The sequence below is a fragment of the Paenalcaligenes hominis genome (assembly GCF_041359055.1).
In the GTDB taxonomy this organism is placed as follows: domain Bacteria; phylum Pseudomonadota; class Gammaproteobacteria; order Burkholderiales; family Burkholderiaceae_B; genus Paenalcaligenes; species Paenalcaligenes hominis_A.
This window is the reverse complement of the sequence record NZ_JBGJKZ010000001.1, coordinates 183297-197148: the sequence shown is the minus strand read 5'-3', so window position 1 is coordinate 197148 and position 13852 is coordinate 183297. Positions and strand designations below refer to the sequence as shown.

The 13852-nt window shown below is 43.1% G+C and carries 13 protein-coding genes; 5 read left to right on the top strand and 8 right to left on the bottom strand.

What is annotated here, in order from left to right:
• Positions 1–11 precede the first annotated feature (11 nt).
• The 3 genes from ACBP46_RS00930 to ACBP46_RS00920 are packed head-to-tail and all read left to right on the top strand — an operon-like array spanning position 12 to position 2403.
• On the top strand, positions 12–560 hold the full coding sequence (locus ACBP46_RS00930) for a 2,4'-dihydroxyacetophenone dioxygenase family protein (RefSeq protein ID WP_167661289.1): 549 nt from the start codon (positions 12–14) through the stop codon (positions 558–560).
• An 8-nt stretch (positions 561–568) separates the two neighbouring features.
• Positions 569–1393, top strand: coding sequence for an SDR family NAD(P)-dependent oxidoreductase (locus ACBP46_RS00925; RefSeq protein ID WP_371014861.1), 825 nt, complete (start codon positions 569–571; stop codon positions 1391–1393).
• A complete protein-coding gene (locus tag ACBP46_RS00920; RefSeq protein ID WP_371014860.1) occupies positions 1390–2403 on the top strand; it encodes a zinc-dependent alcohol dehydrogenase in 1014 nt (337 codons plus the stop codon). The genes ACBP46_RS00925 and ACBP46_RS00920 overlap by 4 nt, the downstream gene beginning before the upstream one ends.
• Before the next feature lie 163 nt (positions 2404–2566).
• Here the strand turns inward: ACBP46_RS00920 and ACBP46_RS00915 are convergent, their stop codons facing one another.
• The 4 genes from ACBP46_RS00915 to ACBP46_RS00900 all read right to left on the bottom strand — a co-directional run bounded on the left by ACBP46_RS00915 (position 2567) and on the right by ACBP46_RS00900 (position 9047).
• Positions 2567–5005, bottom strand: coding sequence for a DUF2357 domain-containing protein (locus ACBP46_RS00915; protein ID WP_371014859.1), 2439 nt, complete (start codon positions 5003–5005; stop codon positions 2567–2569).
• Positions 5006–5050: 45 nt separating this feature from the next.
• Complete coding sequence (locus ACBP46_RS00910; RefSeq protein ID WP_371014858.1) at positions 5051–6160, bottom strand: hypothetical protein; 1110 nt, start codon at positions 6158–6160, stop codon at positions 5051–5053.
• A gap of 626 nt (positions 6161–6786) precedes the next feature.
• Positions 6787–7986, bottom strand: a complete 1200-nt coding sequence (locus ACBP46_RS00905) for a DNA cytosine methyltransferase (protein WP_371014857.1) — start codon at positions 7984–7986, stop codon at positions 6787–6789.
• Positions 7987–7988: 2 nt separating this feature from the next.
• Entirely contained in the window at positions 7989–9047 is a 1059-nt protein-coding gene (locus ACBP46_RS00900; protein WP_371014856.1) for a DNA cytosine methyltransferase, read from the bottom strand.
• A 1172-nt stretch (positions 9048–10219) separates the two neighbouring features.
• On the opposite strand from ACBP46_RS00900, the gene ACBP46_RS00895 reads away from it, so the two are divergent.
• Positions 10220–10342: a YdhR family protein gene (locus ACBP46_RS00895; RefSeq protein ID WP_268235111.1), complete on the top strand. Its 123-nt coding sequence runs from the start codon at positions 10220–10222 to the stop codon at positions 10340–10342.
• A gap of 19 nt (positions 10343–10361) precedes the next feature.
• Entirely contained in the window at positions 10362–10493 is a 132-nt protein-coding gene (locus ACBP46_RS00890; protein WP_371014855.1) for a YdhR family protein, read from the top strand.
• 356 nt (positions 10494–10849) lie between these two features.
• Here the strand turns inward: ACBP46_RS00890 and ACBP46_RS00885 are convergent, their stop codons facing one another.
• The 4 genes from ACBP46_RS00885 to ACBP46_RS00870 are packed head-to-tail and all read right to left on the bottom strand — an operon-like array spanning position 10850 to position 13831.
• Positions 10850–11161, bottom strand: coding sequence for an ArsR/SmtB family transcription factor (locus ACBP46_RS00885; RefSeq protein WP_167661293.1), 312 nt, complete (start codon positions 11159–11161; stop codon positions 10850–10852).
• Between the two features lie 52 nt (positions 11162–11213).
• Positions 11214–11948, bottom strand: a complete 735-nt coding sequence (gene arsH, locus ACBP46_RS00880) for an arsenical resistance protein ArsH (protein WP_371014854.1) — start codon at positions 11946–11948, stop codon at positions 11214–11216.
• Between the two features lie 23 nt (positions 11949–11971).
• On the bottom strand, positions 11972–13261 hold the full coding sequence (locus tag ACBP46_RS00875) for an arsenic transporter (protein ID WP_371014853.1): 1290 nt from the start codon (positions 13259–13261) through the stop codon (positions 11972–11974).
• Between the two features lie 60 nt (positions 13262–13321).
• Positions 13322–13831 (bottom strand): arsenate reductase ArsC, encoded by a 510-nt coding sequence (locus tag ACBP46_RS00870; protein WP_371014852.1) that lies wholly within the window; start codon positions 13829–13831, stop codon positions 13322–13324.
• Positions 13832–13852: the final 21 nt, after the last annotated feature.

Genomic DNA, 13852 nt, shown 5'->3' with positions numbered 1-13852 from the left:
TGGAGCAAATCATGAGTAAAGCTGCTACTGCAACAACCAAAAAAGACAAAGATAATGACTACCGTATCGTGCAAGTCCCCGAGTCCTTACCACACCGTATCGCTGAATGGGGCGTAGAAGGCAGTTACATCAACCGATCAGAAGAAGAAAGCCCTTGGATTCCTTTTGGCGACAATGCTGCCATCCGCCACTTGGCCTTTGATGTACGCAACAACGTGTACTGTAATATCTTGTGGATTAAGTCCCCTGGCATGATTGGTACCCATAAGCACCGTGGAATGGTTTGGGCGATTGGGCTAGAGGGTAGCTTCCGCTACCTAGAGTACGACTGGGTCTGTGAACCAGGCGACTTCATCACGGAATTACCCGGTACTGCTCATACTTTAGTTACTGACCACCCTGACGGTATGAAAGCCTTATTTTGGATGCAGGGTGCCAATGAATTTTATGACTCTGAAGGTAATTTTTTAGAAACACTGGATGTGTTTTGGTTCATTGATCACTACCAAAGTTATTGCGAAAAACACGGCCTTCCTATCAATAAAAAACTATGGATTTAAGCACTCCTATGTCTTTTCTAGATATGTTTTCTATTAAAGGTCGTACAGCACTTGTGACCGGTGCAGCCTCGGGGCTGGGGCTGGCCTATGCGGAAGCACTCGCTGAGGCAGGTGCTAGCGTAACCTTAACTGACATTAACGAAGCAGCGTTGGTCCAAGAAAGCCAAAGGCTCTTACAAAACGGTTGGCAAGTGCGCTGGGCAGTACTCGATATCACTGATCGCCATCAAACACAGCAAGTTTTTGATGACCATCTACACCGCTATGGCGGACTAGATATTGTGTTTGCTAATGCTGGAATTGATACCGGACAGGGTTTCTGGAACCCCGAAGGCTATAGGAACGAGCAAGGACAAGTCGACACCTACGACCCAGAAACCTGGGATAAAAGCATTCAGGTCAACTTAACTGGCCCCTATAACACCATACGCCAGGCCGTTTGCTGCATGAAAAGCACGGGTAAAGGTGGCTCGATTATAGTGACCTCATCGAATGCAGCCGTAATGTGTGGGCCCATCGTCGGTCTACCCTATATGCCAGCCAAAGCTGGCCTCGCTCATATGGTACGTCAATTGGCCCTAGAGCTTGCCGAGTTCAATATTCGGGTCAATGCTATTGCCCCTGGTCCTTTTGTCACAAACATTGGGGGCGGTTGGCTTAAGAGCAATCCCCAAGCCCGCGAAGCCTGGGACTCTAAGGTCCCCTTAGGTCGTGTGGCAGAGCCTAAGCAAATTAAACCACTTGCGCTGTATCTTGCCTCTGATGCCTCTGATTACATGACAGGGGCTCACTTGGTCATTGATGGCGGCATGTCTTTGGGGAGTATTCTATGATGCAAGCAGCTATTTTTGAAGGCTTCGGCAAGCCATTGCGGATAGAGAAAATCCCTGCCCCCACTCCTGCTAGCGATGAAGTCATTCTAGCCGTCAAACGCTGCGGTATCTGTGGCTCGGATTTACACATGACCGAAGACCCCACCTTTAACCTGCAGCCCGGTAGCGTATTAGGCCACGAGTTTGCAGGAGAGATCATCGCTCTAGGTAAAGACGTCACCCATCTAAAAATAGGGCAACAGGTGGCGGTTATGCCTTATCACAGTTGCGGCCACTGTGCTCAATGCCTGGCCCGTAATCCCGCCTGGTGCTCGGAAATGGCGCTAATGGGCGGCGGTTATGGCGAATTTGCCGCCGTCGCAGCCCGCCTTTGCATCCCCTTGCCCGCTGAGACCGACTTTGAGACGGGAGCTTTGGTAGAACCTCTGGCTATTGCTTTGCACGGCGTTAGAAAATCAGGCCTTCAGCCGGGGCAAGACATTATTGTCTACGGTGCTGGGCCAATCGGTTTAGCCGTCGTATTTTGGGCTCGCCGCTTTGGTGCCAGAAAAATCATCGTAGAAGACATCAAACCAGAGCGCGCAAACCAAGCGTTGGAACTAGGCGCCAACCATTTCGTTTGTGCCCCGCAATTGCCTACAGAAACCACTGCTGCCAAGCTTGGCAACCAAGGGGCTGATATTGTGTTTGACTGCGCTGGCGTCCCCGGCCTCATTGCACAAGCCATCCCCCTATTACGCCCCCAAGGCACCTTGCTTATTCTAGGCCTATGCACAAAACCTGACAGCTTTATCCCTTTTGAGGCCCTATCCAAAGAACTGCGCATTCAAACCGCCGTCTTTTTTAACCAGCAAGAATATGAATCAACATTAGATATGCTAACCGCTATGCCCGTTTTAATAGACATTTTTATTAATAAACGCACCTCTTTACACACCTTGCCCGCATTATTTGAAACACTTAAATCGAACTCCCCCTACTGCAAAGTCATGATTTGTCATGAGCATTAAATGGGGTGGGAGCGCCCCATAGGGGTGCTCCTACATCAGGAGCCCTTTTTCTGATCTTAATTACAAAATAATTCTTAAAGATGGTGACTACACACCGGTCTAGATTTATTTGTAGAAGAAGACCAAGCCTTCGACAATCCTTTGCCGCGAGCATCGCTCAACCCTACAAGGAAGCATAATCTGCTCCTATATATACCGTCTCTACCTTGCTAAAGCAGCTCACATTTTCTATCCTAGACAATGTCGTTAGAATCATAGAGCTCGTCATTGGGCTCACAGTAACATTACAAATAGGCTGTGATAAAGCTAGCGGCTTACCTAATTTAAACAGATAATAAAGCTCATCGTGAGTAGACTCTTTTCCTGACTGCAGTACGCTAATTTCATGACGAGCGACCAACTTAACCTGTTTAACAGGCCAAACTTTTGTGATTTGCTTATCATCTGAATTTTTATTCTCTGCAAATGCCAAGCCTAAATAACGAATCTCAGTCACTACGCCATGCTTGAATCTGTCATTAAACGTCTTCTTGGGCATGTGATACCATTGTGCTAGCCCTTGTCTAAACTTATCGAAATAAGCGGGATCACGATCCTCTTCTTTCCCTAAAGCTGCCATCATAAGCAAATCAGGATATAAACTTTGCTTCATGCCATAGGCAGGAATACGAGCGGCTTCCTGCACGTAAATGCGCTCAGCAATTTCCGGTGACTCATACAACCCCCCATCCTTCTTCCTGCCCATCTGCTCATCTAAAAACCGTGCTAGCCATAATCGACCCGTGTGTTTATCGCTTCCCGCTTCATTTTTTTGCAAACTGGGCAATAACGCAAAAGCACCTATACCTACCTCGGCAATATCAGCTTGATAAGGATTCTCACTAGCCTCTTGATCAAAAAATCCTGGGTACAAAACAAAAGCTCCAAAGATAGGACGGCTTTTTTGCTTGCTCTTCTCGGTTTCCAAGTGTATTAAAGCATCTCGATAGCGATGCATTTGATTCAAAGCATCTTCGGGAGCCAAATCTACTTTTGAGCTATTAGGGCTCTTTCGTCCTTCCTCCATCCTATATTTGGCATCAAACAACCAAATAAACTGTTTGGCCTCCTGTAAACCAGTAGGTGGCAAAGTGACCTCTAAAACAATATCAGGTTTTTGATTCACCAAATAACTGCGAATCGGCTTACTCTGTTTACTAAAAACTGGCTCATGCACTAGCCTAGCCTTCACGCCATCAGCGCGCTCAAACTCAAAGGCACCCGCAAACCCATCTTCAAGCTGATACTCAAACAAACTATTTAACGACAGCTTCGCCATTTGACTGAGAATTATGCTAAAGCCTAGCTCGTATTCTAAAAGCTGCTTAATTTCTAAAAAACACCAAATTTCATAAATTTCGGCTACCGATTTCATCGAAATAGTCGACAGACCACCTAACGCATCCAAATAAAACTTCAGCTCCTGCCAAACTCTATAGACCGCGCTATAACCTGTTTTTTGCTGCAGCACCAAGGACTCTCGATTTGACCCTGTATAGGACCCTACCTCTGTTAAAAAGCTTTGACGTAGTAATTTTTGCAAAGGTTGCTGCCAAGCATGCAGCTCACTCAAAAATGCTTGTGAAAAACGTTGATTTTGGGGTGCCTCGTTATGACTGCGCAATTTTGCTTCAAATTTAGCAAGTTGATTTTTACTTTGTGTCACCACCATCTTAATAAAACGGTTTTCTGGTGTATTCACACTTAGACGTTTTTGCTCTACCGCATAGTGGCGTTCATGTAGCCCATTGGCCAAGTCCAATAAAACCCGCTCACTGAGCTTAGGCGATAAACGTCCTTTAAGCCTTGCCGCCTTAGTAGAAGTTGTAAAAGACACTAAGCGATTGTGTGGCGCAACACAAATCACCTTTAAGCCCTGCTCAAAACGTTGACGTAATGCAGTGAAATTAGCTAGCCACATTAAGGGAAAAGAGCCTTGCCGTCGACCTCGCTGTGCCTCTTGCGCTGTTTTTTGTATGAGACTAAAACGCCACAAAGGAAAGCTCTGATCAATAGTTTCATACATCGCCGGTAAATCTTGATGCAGTGCCATCTTAATAGGCAAAACCTCAAAAGCTAAGCTCTGGGTTTGAGCTTGACCCTTCAGCTCATAACATAAAGGTAAACTGAGCCAACCTACGTCATTTGCTGTCTGAATGGTCCCCATTAAACGTGCCGGTGTGTCACCACGTTTAGGAACAAACCTAAACGCCTCGTTAATCGCCCGGCTACGATGCGTTAAATAGGCATGGCTAACTGGTTGCAAAAACACCCATTCAAACTGATATAAGGTATTTTCAAAAAAAAGAGGCTGTGTCAGTAAAACATGAGAAGCCTCCTTCAAAGTCACCTTTTCCGCATCTCCCTTTTCTAGTGATAAAGGAGGAGTGCTTACCCAAAAAACCCCCTCCGCCAAAGGTGGATTAAATCGCAATACATGCTGGGGCGCCTCTATACCTCGCTTATTTAGTGTGGATTGATAACCTTCTGTTTGTTTAGTAATGTCATTAGCCCACACCGACAACTCAAAATCAGGTGTGTGTAACCGCAACAGCTCTGGCATCGTACCTCCTTGTTTGCTTTAAGCTCTCACAATTAATGGGCAAAGCTAGGGCCAAAAACTCGTAAATCCAGAGCTCTCTAGGCGCTTGCGCATCCACCCTAGCTTAGCTCGAGTACGACATGCTATGAGCACTTCAGACGAGGTCATCACAGAATCAGAGTCTGTGACTTTATATTCACGATATAAATCAGGACGTGTTGCTGACTCAGTAGAAGGACTCCATATGGAGTCTAGCTCTACAGGGAGCACCTCTTCTAGTTGTTCTAATAAGGAATGAGCGCCACCGAGCTTATCTATATCCCCTTCCAGACGAGGCAAGACTTTGCACATTAAAAAATCATCCCACACTGCTTGCAATGTGGCCTCATCCTTGGGTTGAGCACTCATCACAGCCAAAAGCAATTCATTGAGGGCTCTATATGCCAACTCAAATGGCGTCCCTTTTAGTACCTCATTCACTTTGCCTAAAAACTGAATACTAAGAGCGCCATCACTGTCTATGGTTGTACTTAAAGTAGAACGGTCGGCGTGCGATTGAGTCGGATACGTTAAAATTTTATTGAAAACAGCAGGTTCAAAAAACTGCTCAAAATTATTAGGAAAAAAATCGCCAAAATCAAAACTTAATGCTCGATCAATGACCTTACGGGAGAACCCATGCGTGGTCTCATCCATATTCACCGTACCTGCTACGATAAGATTAAATGGAATACCAATGCCCTCTTGCAAGAACAAATCCCATATATCCTTATCCAAAGGCAGCTCAAGATTTAAGCCTAAATCTTGAGCCAACAAATCAGAAGGCTTCAAGTCGTCATCAGTCATACCTACATCCAATGAACTGAAGACCGAACCTTTAATTAAAGGATCACAACTATAGCTATATGATGTGGCCTCAGACGGCTCAGCATAGGTCCAACTCCGTGTTTCCAATACAGATAAATAATCAGCAAAATACTGCTCTACCGGAGCCAGGTTCATTTCGTCTAAACACAACCAAAAAGGCCGAATCTGATCTAGATCTCGGCCTAGCCAACGCACTGGCCGTCCTTGATCATCTCGCTTCACAGACTCAATCACCTCTTGCCAAGCCCGCACCATAAAACGCAACACATCGGTAGCCACATACTGCGGTCGTTGGCCTAACCTAGACACGTACCCCATTAAATCGCTAGGTTCATGCCAATCAGGTCTCACTGACACCAGACAATAAGTTTCTAAACTAGCGTCCCATGCTTTAGCTTGTTCCCGGACAAAACGACTTTTACCTGTGCCAGAGATACCGGCTAGGAGGAGGAAGGGTTTAGGTAAGGCAAATTTGCTAGCTTTGCTAATCCCTTCCTCTTCAGCATTACTAAGTACAATTTCCGTAACAATATTATTGTTATTATTTTTTCTTAATTCTTCTAAAAGGTATCCCCATGGCCCACCCTCATCTTCTAGCAAAAAATGAATACGATTCTCTTTTCTAAAAAAAACACCTAGTCTGCCAGGTCTAATTAAAGATCCAGAATCCTCATCACCTATCATTGTTCTTAACTTAGATAATGACAGTCTATGTTCAGTTTTCGATAAAGGAATAGTATAACTCAGATCAAAAGATTTACCCAAAGAGTCCAAATATACTTTTACTTCAGCCTGGTCTTTATCTATTTTAAATATTTCTCTTGCTTTTACTGGAACTAAACAAAATGCCCCAGCCCCTCTAAGACCTAGCTCATTCCCATTAAATCGATGAATCCAAACCAATTGTGTCAATTTATTCTCCTGAAGCTAATTAATTATAAAATCCCTCCTAAAGACAAGGCTATCTTTTCAGCAAAAACAGGAGGTACAGCGTTACCTATCATTTTATACTGTGACCCTCTCGATCCTAAAAACTCAAAATCATCATCAAATGTTTGCAATCGAGCAGCCTCTCGCACAGTGATACTTCTAGCCTGACTTGGATCCGGATGTATATGTCTTAGACCATCTTTATATAAATGCGCTGGTATTGTATTACTTGGTTTGTCTGATCTTAAAACATGATATTTATGAACAGAAGATTTTCTTCCTGTTTTTTTCGTGTATAACTCTTTTAGAGCATCAGAACTCGCATACTGAAAACCTCCAGACTGAATATCCTCAGCCAACAACTTAAAGATAGAAATATCCCTTTCATTATGATATCTAGGCTCATGTGCTGTAATTTCAAACTCCCCTGCTTTATCAATAAAATGAGAAGATCTTGGCATAGGGCTCTCTAACGGAAAAATAGCAGGAAGACCTCCTAGAGCCTCAGATACCGTTACAACTTTTTCCGATTTATATCTATTAAGATTAGAATAGAAAAGATTTACTCTTTCTTTAAAATCAGCATATCTTTTCATATCAATTGCAACAATAATCACCCTTACTCTTTTTTGAGGAACCAAGAATTCAGATGTATCAAAAACCGCCTCTGCTTTTAAATCATCCGTTATATAGTAACCAATATCAAAAAAAGATTTTCTAACCCTATCTGTTATAGAAATACCCCCCGGTTTTGCACTTAACATGCCTAAAACATTCTCAAAAATGCAAGCCCTTGGGCGATATCGATCCACAATTTTTATATATGATTCAAATAAAAAATTCCTATAATCATCATGCATCCCTTTTTCATCTCTTATCCTTCCTGCTATAGAATAAGATTGGCAAGGAGGCCCCCCTATCACGACATCGACACTTTCATCTTTTACTAGCTTATCAAACCCTTCTGAGCTTCCATACAGCTCATCATCATAACCTGACACTAGATCATTGGTACGCTGTATATCAAAATGTAATATTCTCTTTTCCGCATCCTTGTAAAACCATTTTTTACTCAATCGATTACGCAAAGTAAATAGAGCATCCTTATCCCACTCAACTCCTGCCACTATTTCAAAAATTTTAGATCTTTTAAATCCTTCCGTAAGGCCACCACACCCTGCAAATAAATCTATCGTTTTAAACATGGCTATAACCCCATATCCATAATCTTCTTACCTAAAGCTAATCCTAGTAGTGGTGGAACAGCATTACCAATTTGTTTATACTGCTGCGTTTTTGTTCCTAAAAAGCGAAAACGGTCTGGAAAAGACTGTAGCCTTGCATTCTCTCTAGCGGTAGGCACTCGATCCCATTTATAATGAAAGTGATTTCTATGTCCAGTATCTATTGTTTTTGATGGTTTTTTACTGTGATATCTTGTCCAGGCTTCATTAAATCTCCTAGAGTCCCCTACTCCAGGGGGTAAATCCCTATGATTACCCCCTTCCGGTACCTGTCGAATAACAGAAATCACATGTTCAGTATGTCTAGTTCCTACATGATTGAATAATAAACTTGATCCTTCTCTCATCATGACCTGATAGTCACTTTCAGGTGCTGAGCTATATTTAGATACCTCTTTCCCCACCTCCTTTTGAAGAGGAGGTAAGTCACTAATAGCTTGCTCGCAAGTCACATACTCATCAGGAGAAAAAATAGGCTCAGGGAAAACAAACGTCTCTCTATTTAATACTCCCACAAAAAACATTCTTTTTCTTATTTGAGGAACCCCATAATCAGGAGCAAAAATTAATTTTTCAGATAGTGTATAACCAAGTCTTTTAAACTCGCTCAATATAGCTAGTCTAGCCCTCCCTCCATACAAATTAGCTATACCCGGAACGTTCTCTATAACAATAAAATTTGGCTTAATTATTTCAGACAACTCAAAAACAGAATAAAAAAGCTTATTCCTTTTATCATTTTCATTCCTTGTTCCTGTTAATGAAAACCCCTGACAAGGTGGTCCAGCAACAATCAAATCTATTTTTTTATTACCTAGCTTATTAACTATCTCATCAATGCTTTCTTTTTCAGACAAGTCTAATTTTAAGGTTTCAGCATGTGGGTGATTATAAGCAAAAGTTTTTAAAGCAGGCTCATCAAAATCAACACCTAAAACACACTCAAAACCAGCTAATTCAAACCCATACGATAGTCCTCCACAACCAGAGAACAAATCAATCAAATATCTATTTTTTTTCATTTCTTAATTATTTAAATAAAATTAAAAAAATGATTAACTTATAAAACCTTAAAATATACAATAAATTTTTTATATTGCTCTTTGCAGATTCAAAACTAACCACTTAACTCAAATTAATAATTTTCTTAAATCCAAACCCCATAAAAAACTCCGTGTAACACGAGTAAAAGCGGATATCCTAGATGCTTTAATAATTACATATTCCATCTTAAGCAAAACCTAGCTCACAACCTTTATTAGAATAAGTGGCTCACGTTATAATTACAGTTCGCAACGGACTGCTTCTTGAAACCTCAACCTTTAGTCATACAACAAGGTTTTAAATAAACGCTCTCCCACCCAAGAGTTCATCCTCTTTGAGAGCTAATATAAAAATAAAAAGTGGGGTTCACATAAATGCTGATCGTCTATCGATAGCTCGGATAGCTTTTAAGCAGTAGGAGGTCTTACTAGCACACAGCCCCCCTATGATCCTAGCTATATCTGTTTGATCACCTATGAACTATTTTCTCGTCTGTGCATAGCTCCCTTTTGATACAGCCTCTTTAAGGCCATCTCCTTCTTTAAGAAGCTTCAACCTAGCATAGTATCTATGTCTAACAAGATCATAAAGCGCTCATCCCTCCAGGCGATCAGCACAAAACCAAAACCCCATCAATCATTATTTCATATTTTAGACTAGTAGTGAATCTGCGCTAGATAAGCATAATACCCAAGCCTAAAATTAACGATAAGGACCATTGCCGTATGTAACAGTTCAACGTTAAATATGCAGGTTTAATAATCACCCACCCCCAAAAACACAGTGGTTTTTCGAATAAGTACGACCCCATCGCTTTACGACTATCATATGAACATAAATAATGAACCTTCGCTCTACAAGAGCTAAGCTATGCATAAATATTCACTCTCTTTAATTTAGGTATCAACCCACAGCTAAGCGTTGGCAACAGAATTACTGGAAATGCTTTTTGCCGATAGCGCGTAAAAACACATTTTATCTACTCCTAGCTTTACACTCACCACTTTGAAAAAGGCCCCAGAAGAAATCGATATGCTACGTGCAGAAACCGTCCATCTACAAGACAGATACCTGAACCTTGAGCAACGGCCATGCACTCAACCCAAAGAACCCATAATAAAATTACCTATACATCCACAAGGAGCACACTGTGAGCTATATTCTTTACGTCGATTTTCCCTACTCAGACCATTGGGGCGATGCAATGACGCCTGCTATGCAAGAACTCGCTCAGTCTATTAGCCACGAACCATGTCTAATTTGGAAGATTTGAACAGAAAATTCAGAGGTAAATGAAGCGGGAAGCGTACTTGTTCATGCATAGTGCTCGTCTTAAACAATTTGGCCTCCCCCATGTCAACGTCAAACTCTTAGCTACTCAGGCACCACTCTCTCGTATTAACCACGGGCCTGTAGACAACTAAAACCCTAAAGCATTTTCCCTCTAGAAAGGTTGGGTGAATCCGCCACACCTTCTTTTGTCACTGGAGGGCTCAATTAACGGTGTAATTTATGCGACATGGATACAATATATGACTCCGCATGTACACAAATGACTAGCTGTGCACCTGCGGCAAGATCAGCCAGGGACGGAGGCATTCTTGGGTGAGCGGCTCAGCACGCAGCGTAACGAAGTGAAGCGAGCACTGCCTAGCGAGCCCATGAATGGTGCCGCCTCTAAAAGCAGACTGCGAACCATCCCTTGTAGACGGACAAAATAGTTCGGAACTCTATTTTTTTCTATTATCGACTAGTTAATTAGCTAGTCTATTTTCAATAACTAACATAATTCGGTTTTTGGTTTAGTTTGCTTGTCGCAGCACTTCTCCATTAAATATCCCACTAAACTCATCAATGCCGAAGTATTAGCACGATAGCGCTGAAACCGCCCTTCTTGCTCTACATAGACAAGACCAGCGTGTGTCAGAGTTTTTAGGTGAAAAGATAGATTAGTCGGAGGAATAGCCAACTGTAGGCTGATTTCTCCGGCCACTAAACCATCGTCACCAAACTGCACCAATAGCTTCACAATATCAAGTCTCAGCTCGGAAGCTAAGGCATCAAATTTACTGACCGCCTCTTTTTGATTCATACCTACCTAATCCATTCAATTTCAGGAAAAACGCTCTCGAAGCGAATAGAAGCTAAATACTACGCTGATTCACCCGCTTGGACAGCTCCTCGGCGCTTTCCTTTCTTTCACTATAGCGATCAACTAAATAGTCAGAGCATTCACGAGTCAGTAACGTAAATTTCATAAGCTCTTCCATCACATCCACAATGCGATCATAGTACGAGGACGGTTTCATCCGGCCATCTTCTTCAAACTCCAAATACGCTTTAGCCACAGAGGACTGATTAGGAATGGTAATCATCCGCATCCAACGTCCTAAAACCCGCATTTGGTTGACGGCGTTAAAGGACTGTGAGCCACCCGACACTTGCATCACCGCTAAAGTTTTACCTTGAGTAGGCCGTACAGCGCCTATTGACAAAGGAATCCAGTCAATTTGTGCCTTTAAAATACTCGTCATCGCCCCGTGGCGCTCTGGGGAAGTCCACACCATTCCCTCTGCCCAAAGCACTAAATCTCGTAACTCTTTCACCTTGGGGTGATCTTCCGTCGCCCCATCGGGCTGCGGTAAACCTCGAGGATCAAAAACTCGAGTCTCAGCGCCTAGCTTATTTAATATCTTAGCAGCTTCTTCCGTTACAAAACGGCTGTATGAACGCTCTCGAACAGACCCGTAAAGCAACACAATACGAGGTGAATGTAATGTGTGTTTTTTGGGAAATAGCCGATTTAAATCAGGGGCTTCTAATTGCTTTACATCAATATTCGGTAATTCATCTTTTAACAATTTTGCATCCTCTTTCATAAATGTCTAAGCGATTTTTTGCTTCAAGAAAAAGCACCTAAACGTAGAGCTAGTGCCACCAAAGTAATTAATAAGACAGGTGTGGTCAAAACCACCCCCACTCTAAAGTAATACCCCCAACTAATTGTGGTTCCTTTTTTTGCTAGCACATGCAACCACAACAAAGTAGCCAGACTGCCAATAGGGGTAAATTTCGGCCCTAGATCACTGCCAATCACATTCGCATACACCATGGCCTCTTTCACTGCACCGGTCGCCGTGGAAGCCTCTATAGATAACGCGGTAGTTAGAACAGTGGGCATATTATTCATAACGGACGACAACAAAGCAGACAGCACACCTGTACCGATAGCTGCTCCCCATATACCGCCTTCTGCAAATCTATTTAATAACAACGCAATGTGATCCGTTAAGCCGGCATTGCGTAAGCCATACACAACCAAGTACATACCTAGTGAAAAAACAACAATGTGCCAGGGTGCGCCTTGCAAGACTTTATTTATGCTAATCACCTTTCCACGGGCAGCGACCGCCAGTAACAATGCCGCTGCCATCGCTGCCACGGCACTAACAGGTACACCTAAAGGCTCTAATCCAAAAAAACCGATAAGTAATAAAATCAAAACGACCCAACCCGCCTTAAACGTCACTGGATCTTTAATCGCTTTCAGCGGTTCTGATAAATGGGTCAAACTATACGCAGCAGGAATATCTCGCTTGAAAAACATAACCAGCACACACAGGCTAGCTACGACAGACACCAAATTAACCGGCATCATAATTGCCGCATAGTCCGTAAAGCCAATAGAAAAGTAGTCCGCAGAGACAATATTGACCAAATTAGACACCACCAATGGCAAACTAGCCGTATCTGCAATAAAACCTGCGGCCATGACAAAAGCCAATGTTGCTGCCGCAGAAAAACCCATTGCCATTAACATCGCCATCACAATAGGCGTCAAAATTAACGCGGCTCCATCATTAGCAAATAAAGCAGCAACCGCAGCACCTAACAAAATAATTAACGCAAACAACCTAATGCCACTACCCCCACCCCAGCGAGCGACATGAAGTGCTGCCCATTCAAAAAAACCGGCCTCATCCAAGAGCAAACTAATGATAATAACAGCGATAAACGTGGCGGTGGCGTTCCAAACAATTCCCCAAACCACGGGAATATCCGTCCACTGCACCACCCCAAAAGTAAGAGCCACCGCTGCCCCGATTAACGCGCTCCAGCCAATACCCAAACCACGGGGCTGCCAGATCACTAGGGTCAAGGTCAAAACAAAAATCAAAATAGCAACTAACACAACACATTCCTAGGGCATAGACTTTTAGGGGGAAAACACCATGGACAGAAAAAGAGCCAACTATAGCTCTGACAGTTCTCTTGCACTTTGCTGTAAATACGTATGCTCTAGCTTTTCCTTAGGAAGGCTGGTGAGCAGCTCTAACCGACGTCGGATCATCAGCATCGTTTGGTTAAACGCCGCTAACTTTTCCTCTTCTGAGTCACCGAGGTTAGAAGGGTCGGAATAGCCCCAATGCGCTGTAGCGGGATGACCCGGCCAAATAGGGCACACCTCACCGGCTGCGTTATCGCACACGGTAATAATCAAATCCATTGTTGGCGCCCCTGGACCAGAGAATGCATCCCAACTTTTACTGTATAGCCCCTCGGTAGACACCCCAGCATGCTGCAATACACGTAACGCAAAGGGATTCGGTTGTTGGTTTTCGCTAGGATTACTGCCAGCCGAGTAGGCTTTGAAACGCCCACGTCCAATATCATTAAGCAAGGCTTCGGCCAAAATACTGCGGGCAGAATTGTGTGTGCATAAAAACAAAACAGTCAAAGGGGATAGCAGGGGCTCATTCATAAGAACTCCGTTAGTCAGTGT

Coding starts and splice junctions, on each gene's coding strand:
- ACBP46_RS00900 (WP_371014856.1), bottom strand. CDS start 9,047: ATGAAAAAAAATAGATATTTGATTGATTTGTTCTCTGGTTGTGGAGGA.
- arsH (WP_371014854.1), bottom strand. CDS start 11,948: ATGAAAGAGGATGCAAAATTGTTAAAAGATGAATTACCGAATATTGAT.
- ACBP46_RS00920 (WP_371014860.1), top strand. CDS start 1,390: ATGATGCAAGCAGCTATTTTTGAAGGCTTCGGCAAGCCATTGCGGATA.
- ACBP46_RS00930 (WP_167661289.1), top strand. CDS start 12: ATGAGTAAAGCTGCTACTGCAACAACCAAAAAAGACAAAGATAATGAC.
- ACBP46_RS00915 (WP_371014859.1), bottom strand. CDS start 5,005: ATGCCAGAGCTGTTGCGGTTACACACACCTGATTTTGAGTTGTCGGTG.
- ACBP46_RS00890 (WP_371014855.1), top strand. CDS start 10,362: ATGAAGCGGGAAGCGTACTTGTTCATGCATAGTGCTCGTCTTAAACAA.
- ACBP46_RS00925 (WP_371014861.1), top strand. CDS start 569: ATGTCTTTTCTAGATATGTTTTCTATTAAAGGTCGTACAGCACTTGTG.
- ACBP46_RS00885 (WP_167661293.1), bottom strand. CDS start 11,161: ATGAATCAAAAAGAGGCGGTCAGTAAATTTGATGCCTTAGCTTCCGAG.
- ACBP46_RS00905 (WP_371014857.1), bottom strand. CDS start 7,986: ATGTTTAAAACGATAGATTTATTTGCAGGGTGTGGTGGCCTTACGGAA.
- ACBP46_RS00870 (WP_371014852.1), bottom strand. CDS start 13,831: ATGAATGAGCCCCTGCTATCCCCTTTGACTGTTTTGTTTTTATGCACA.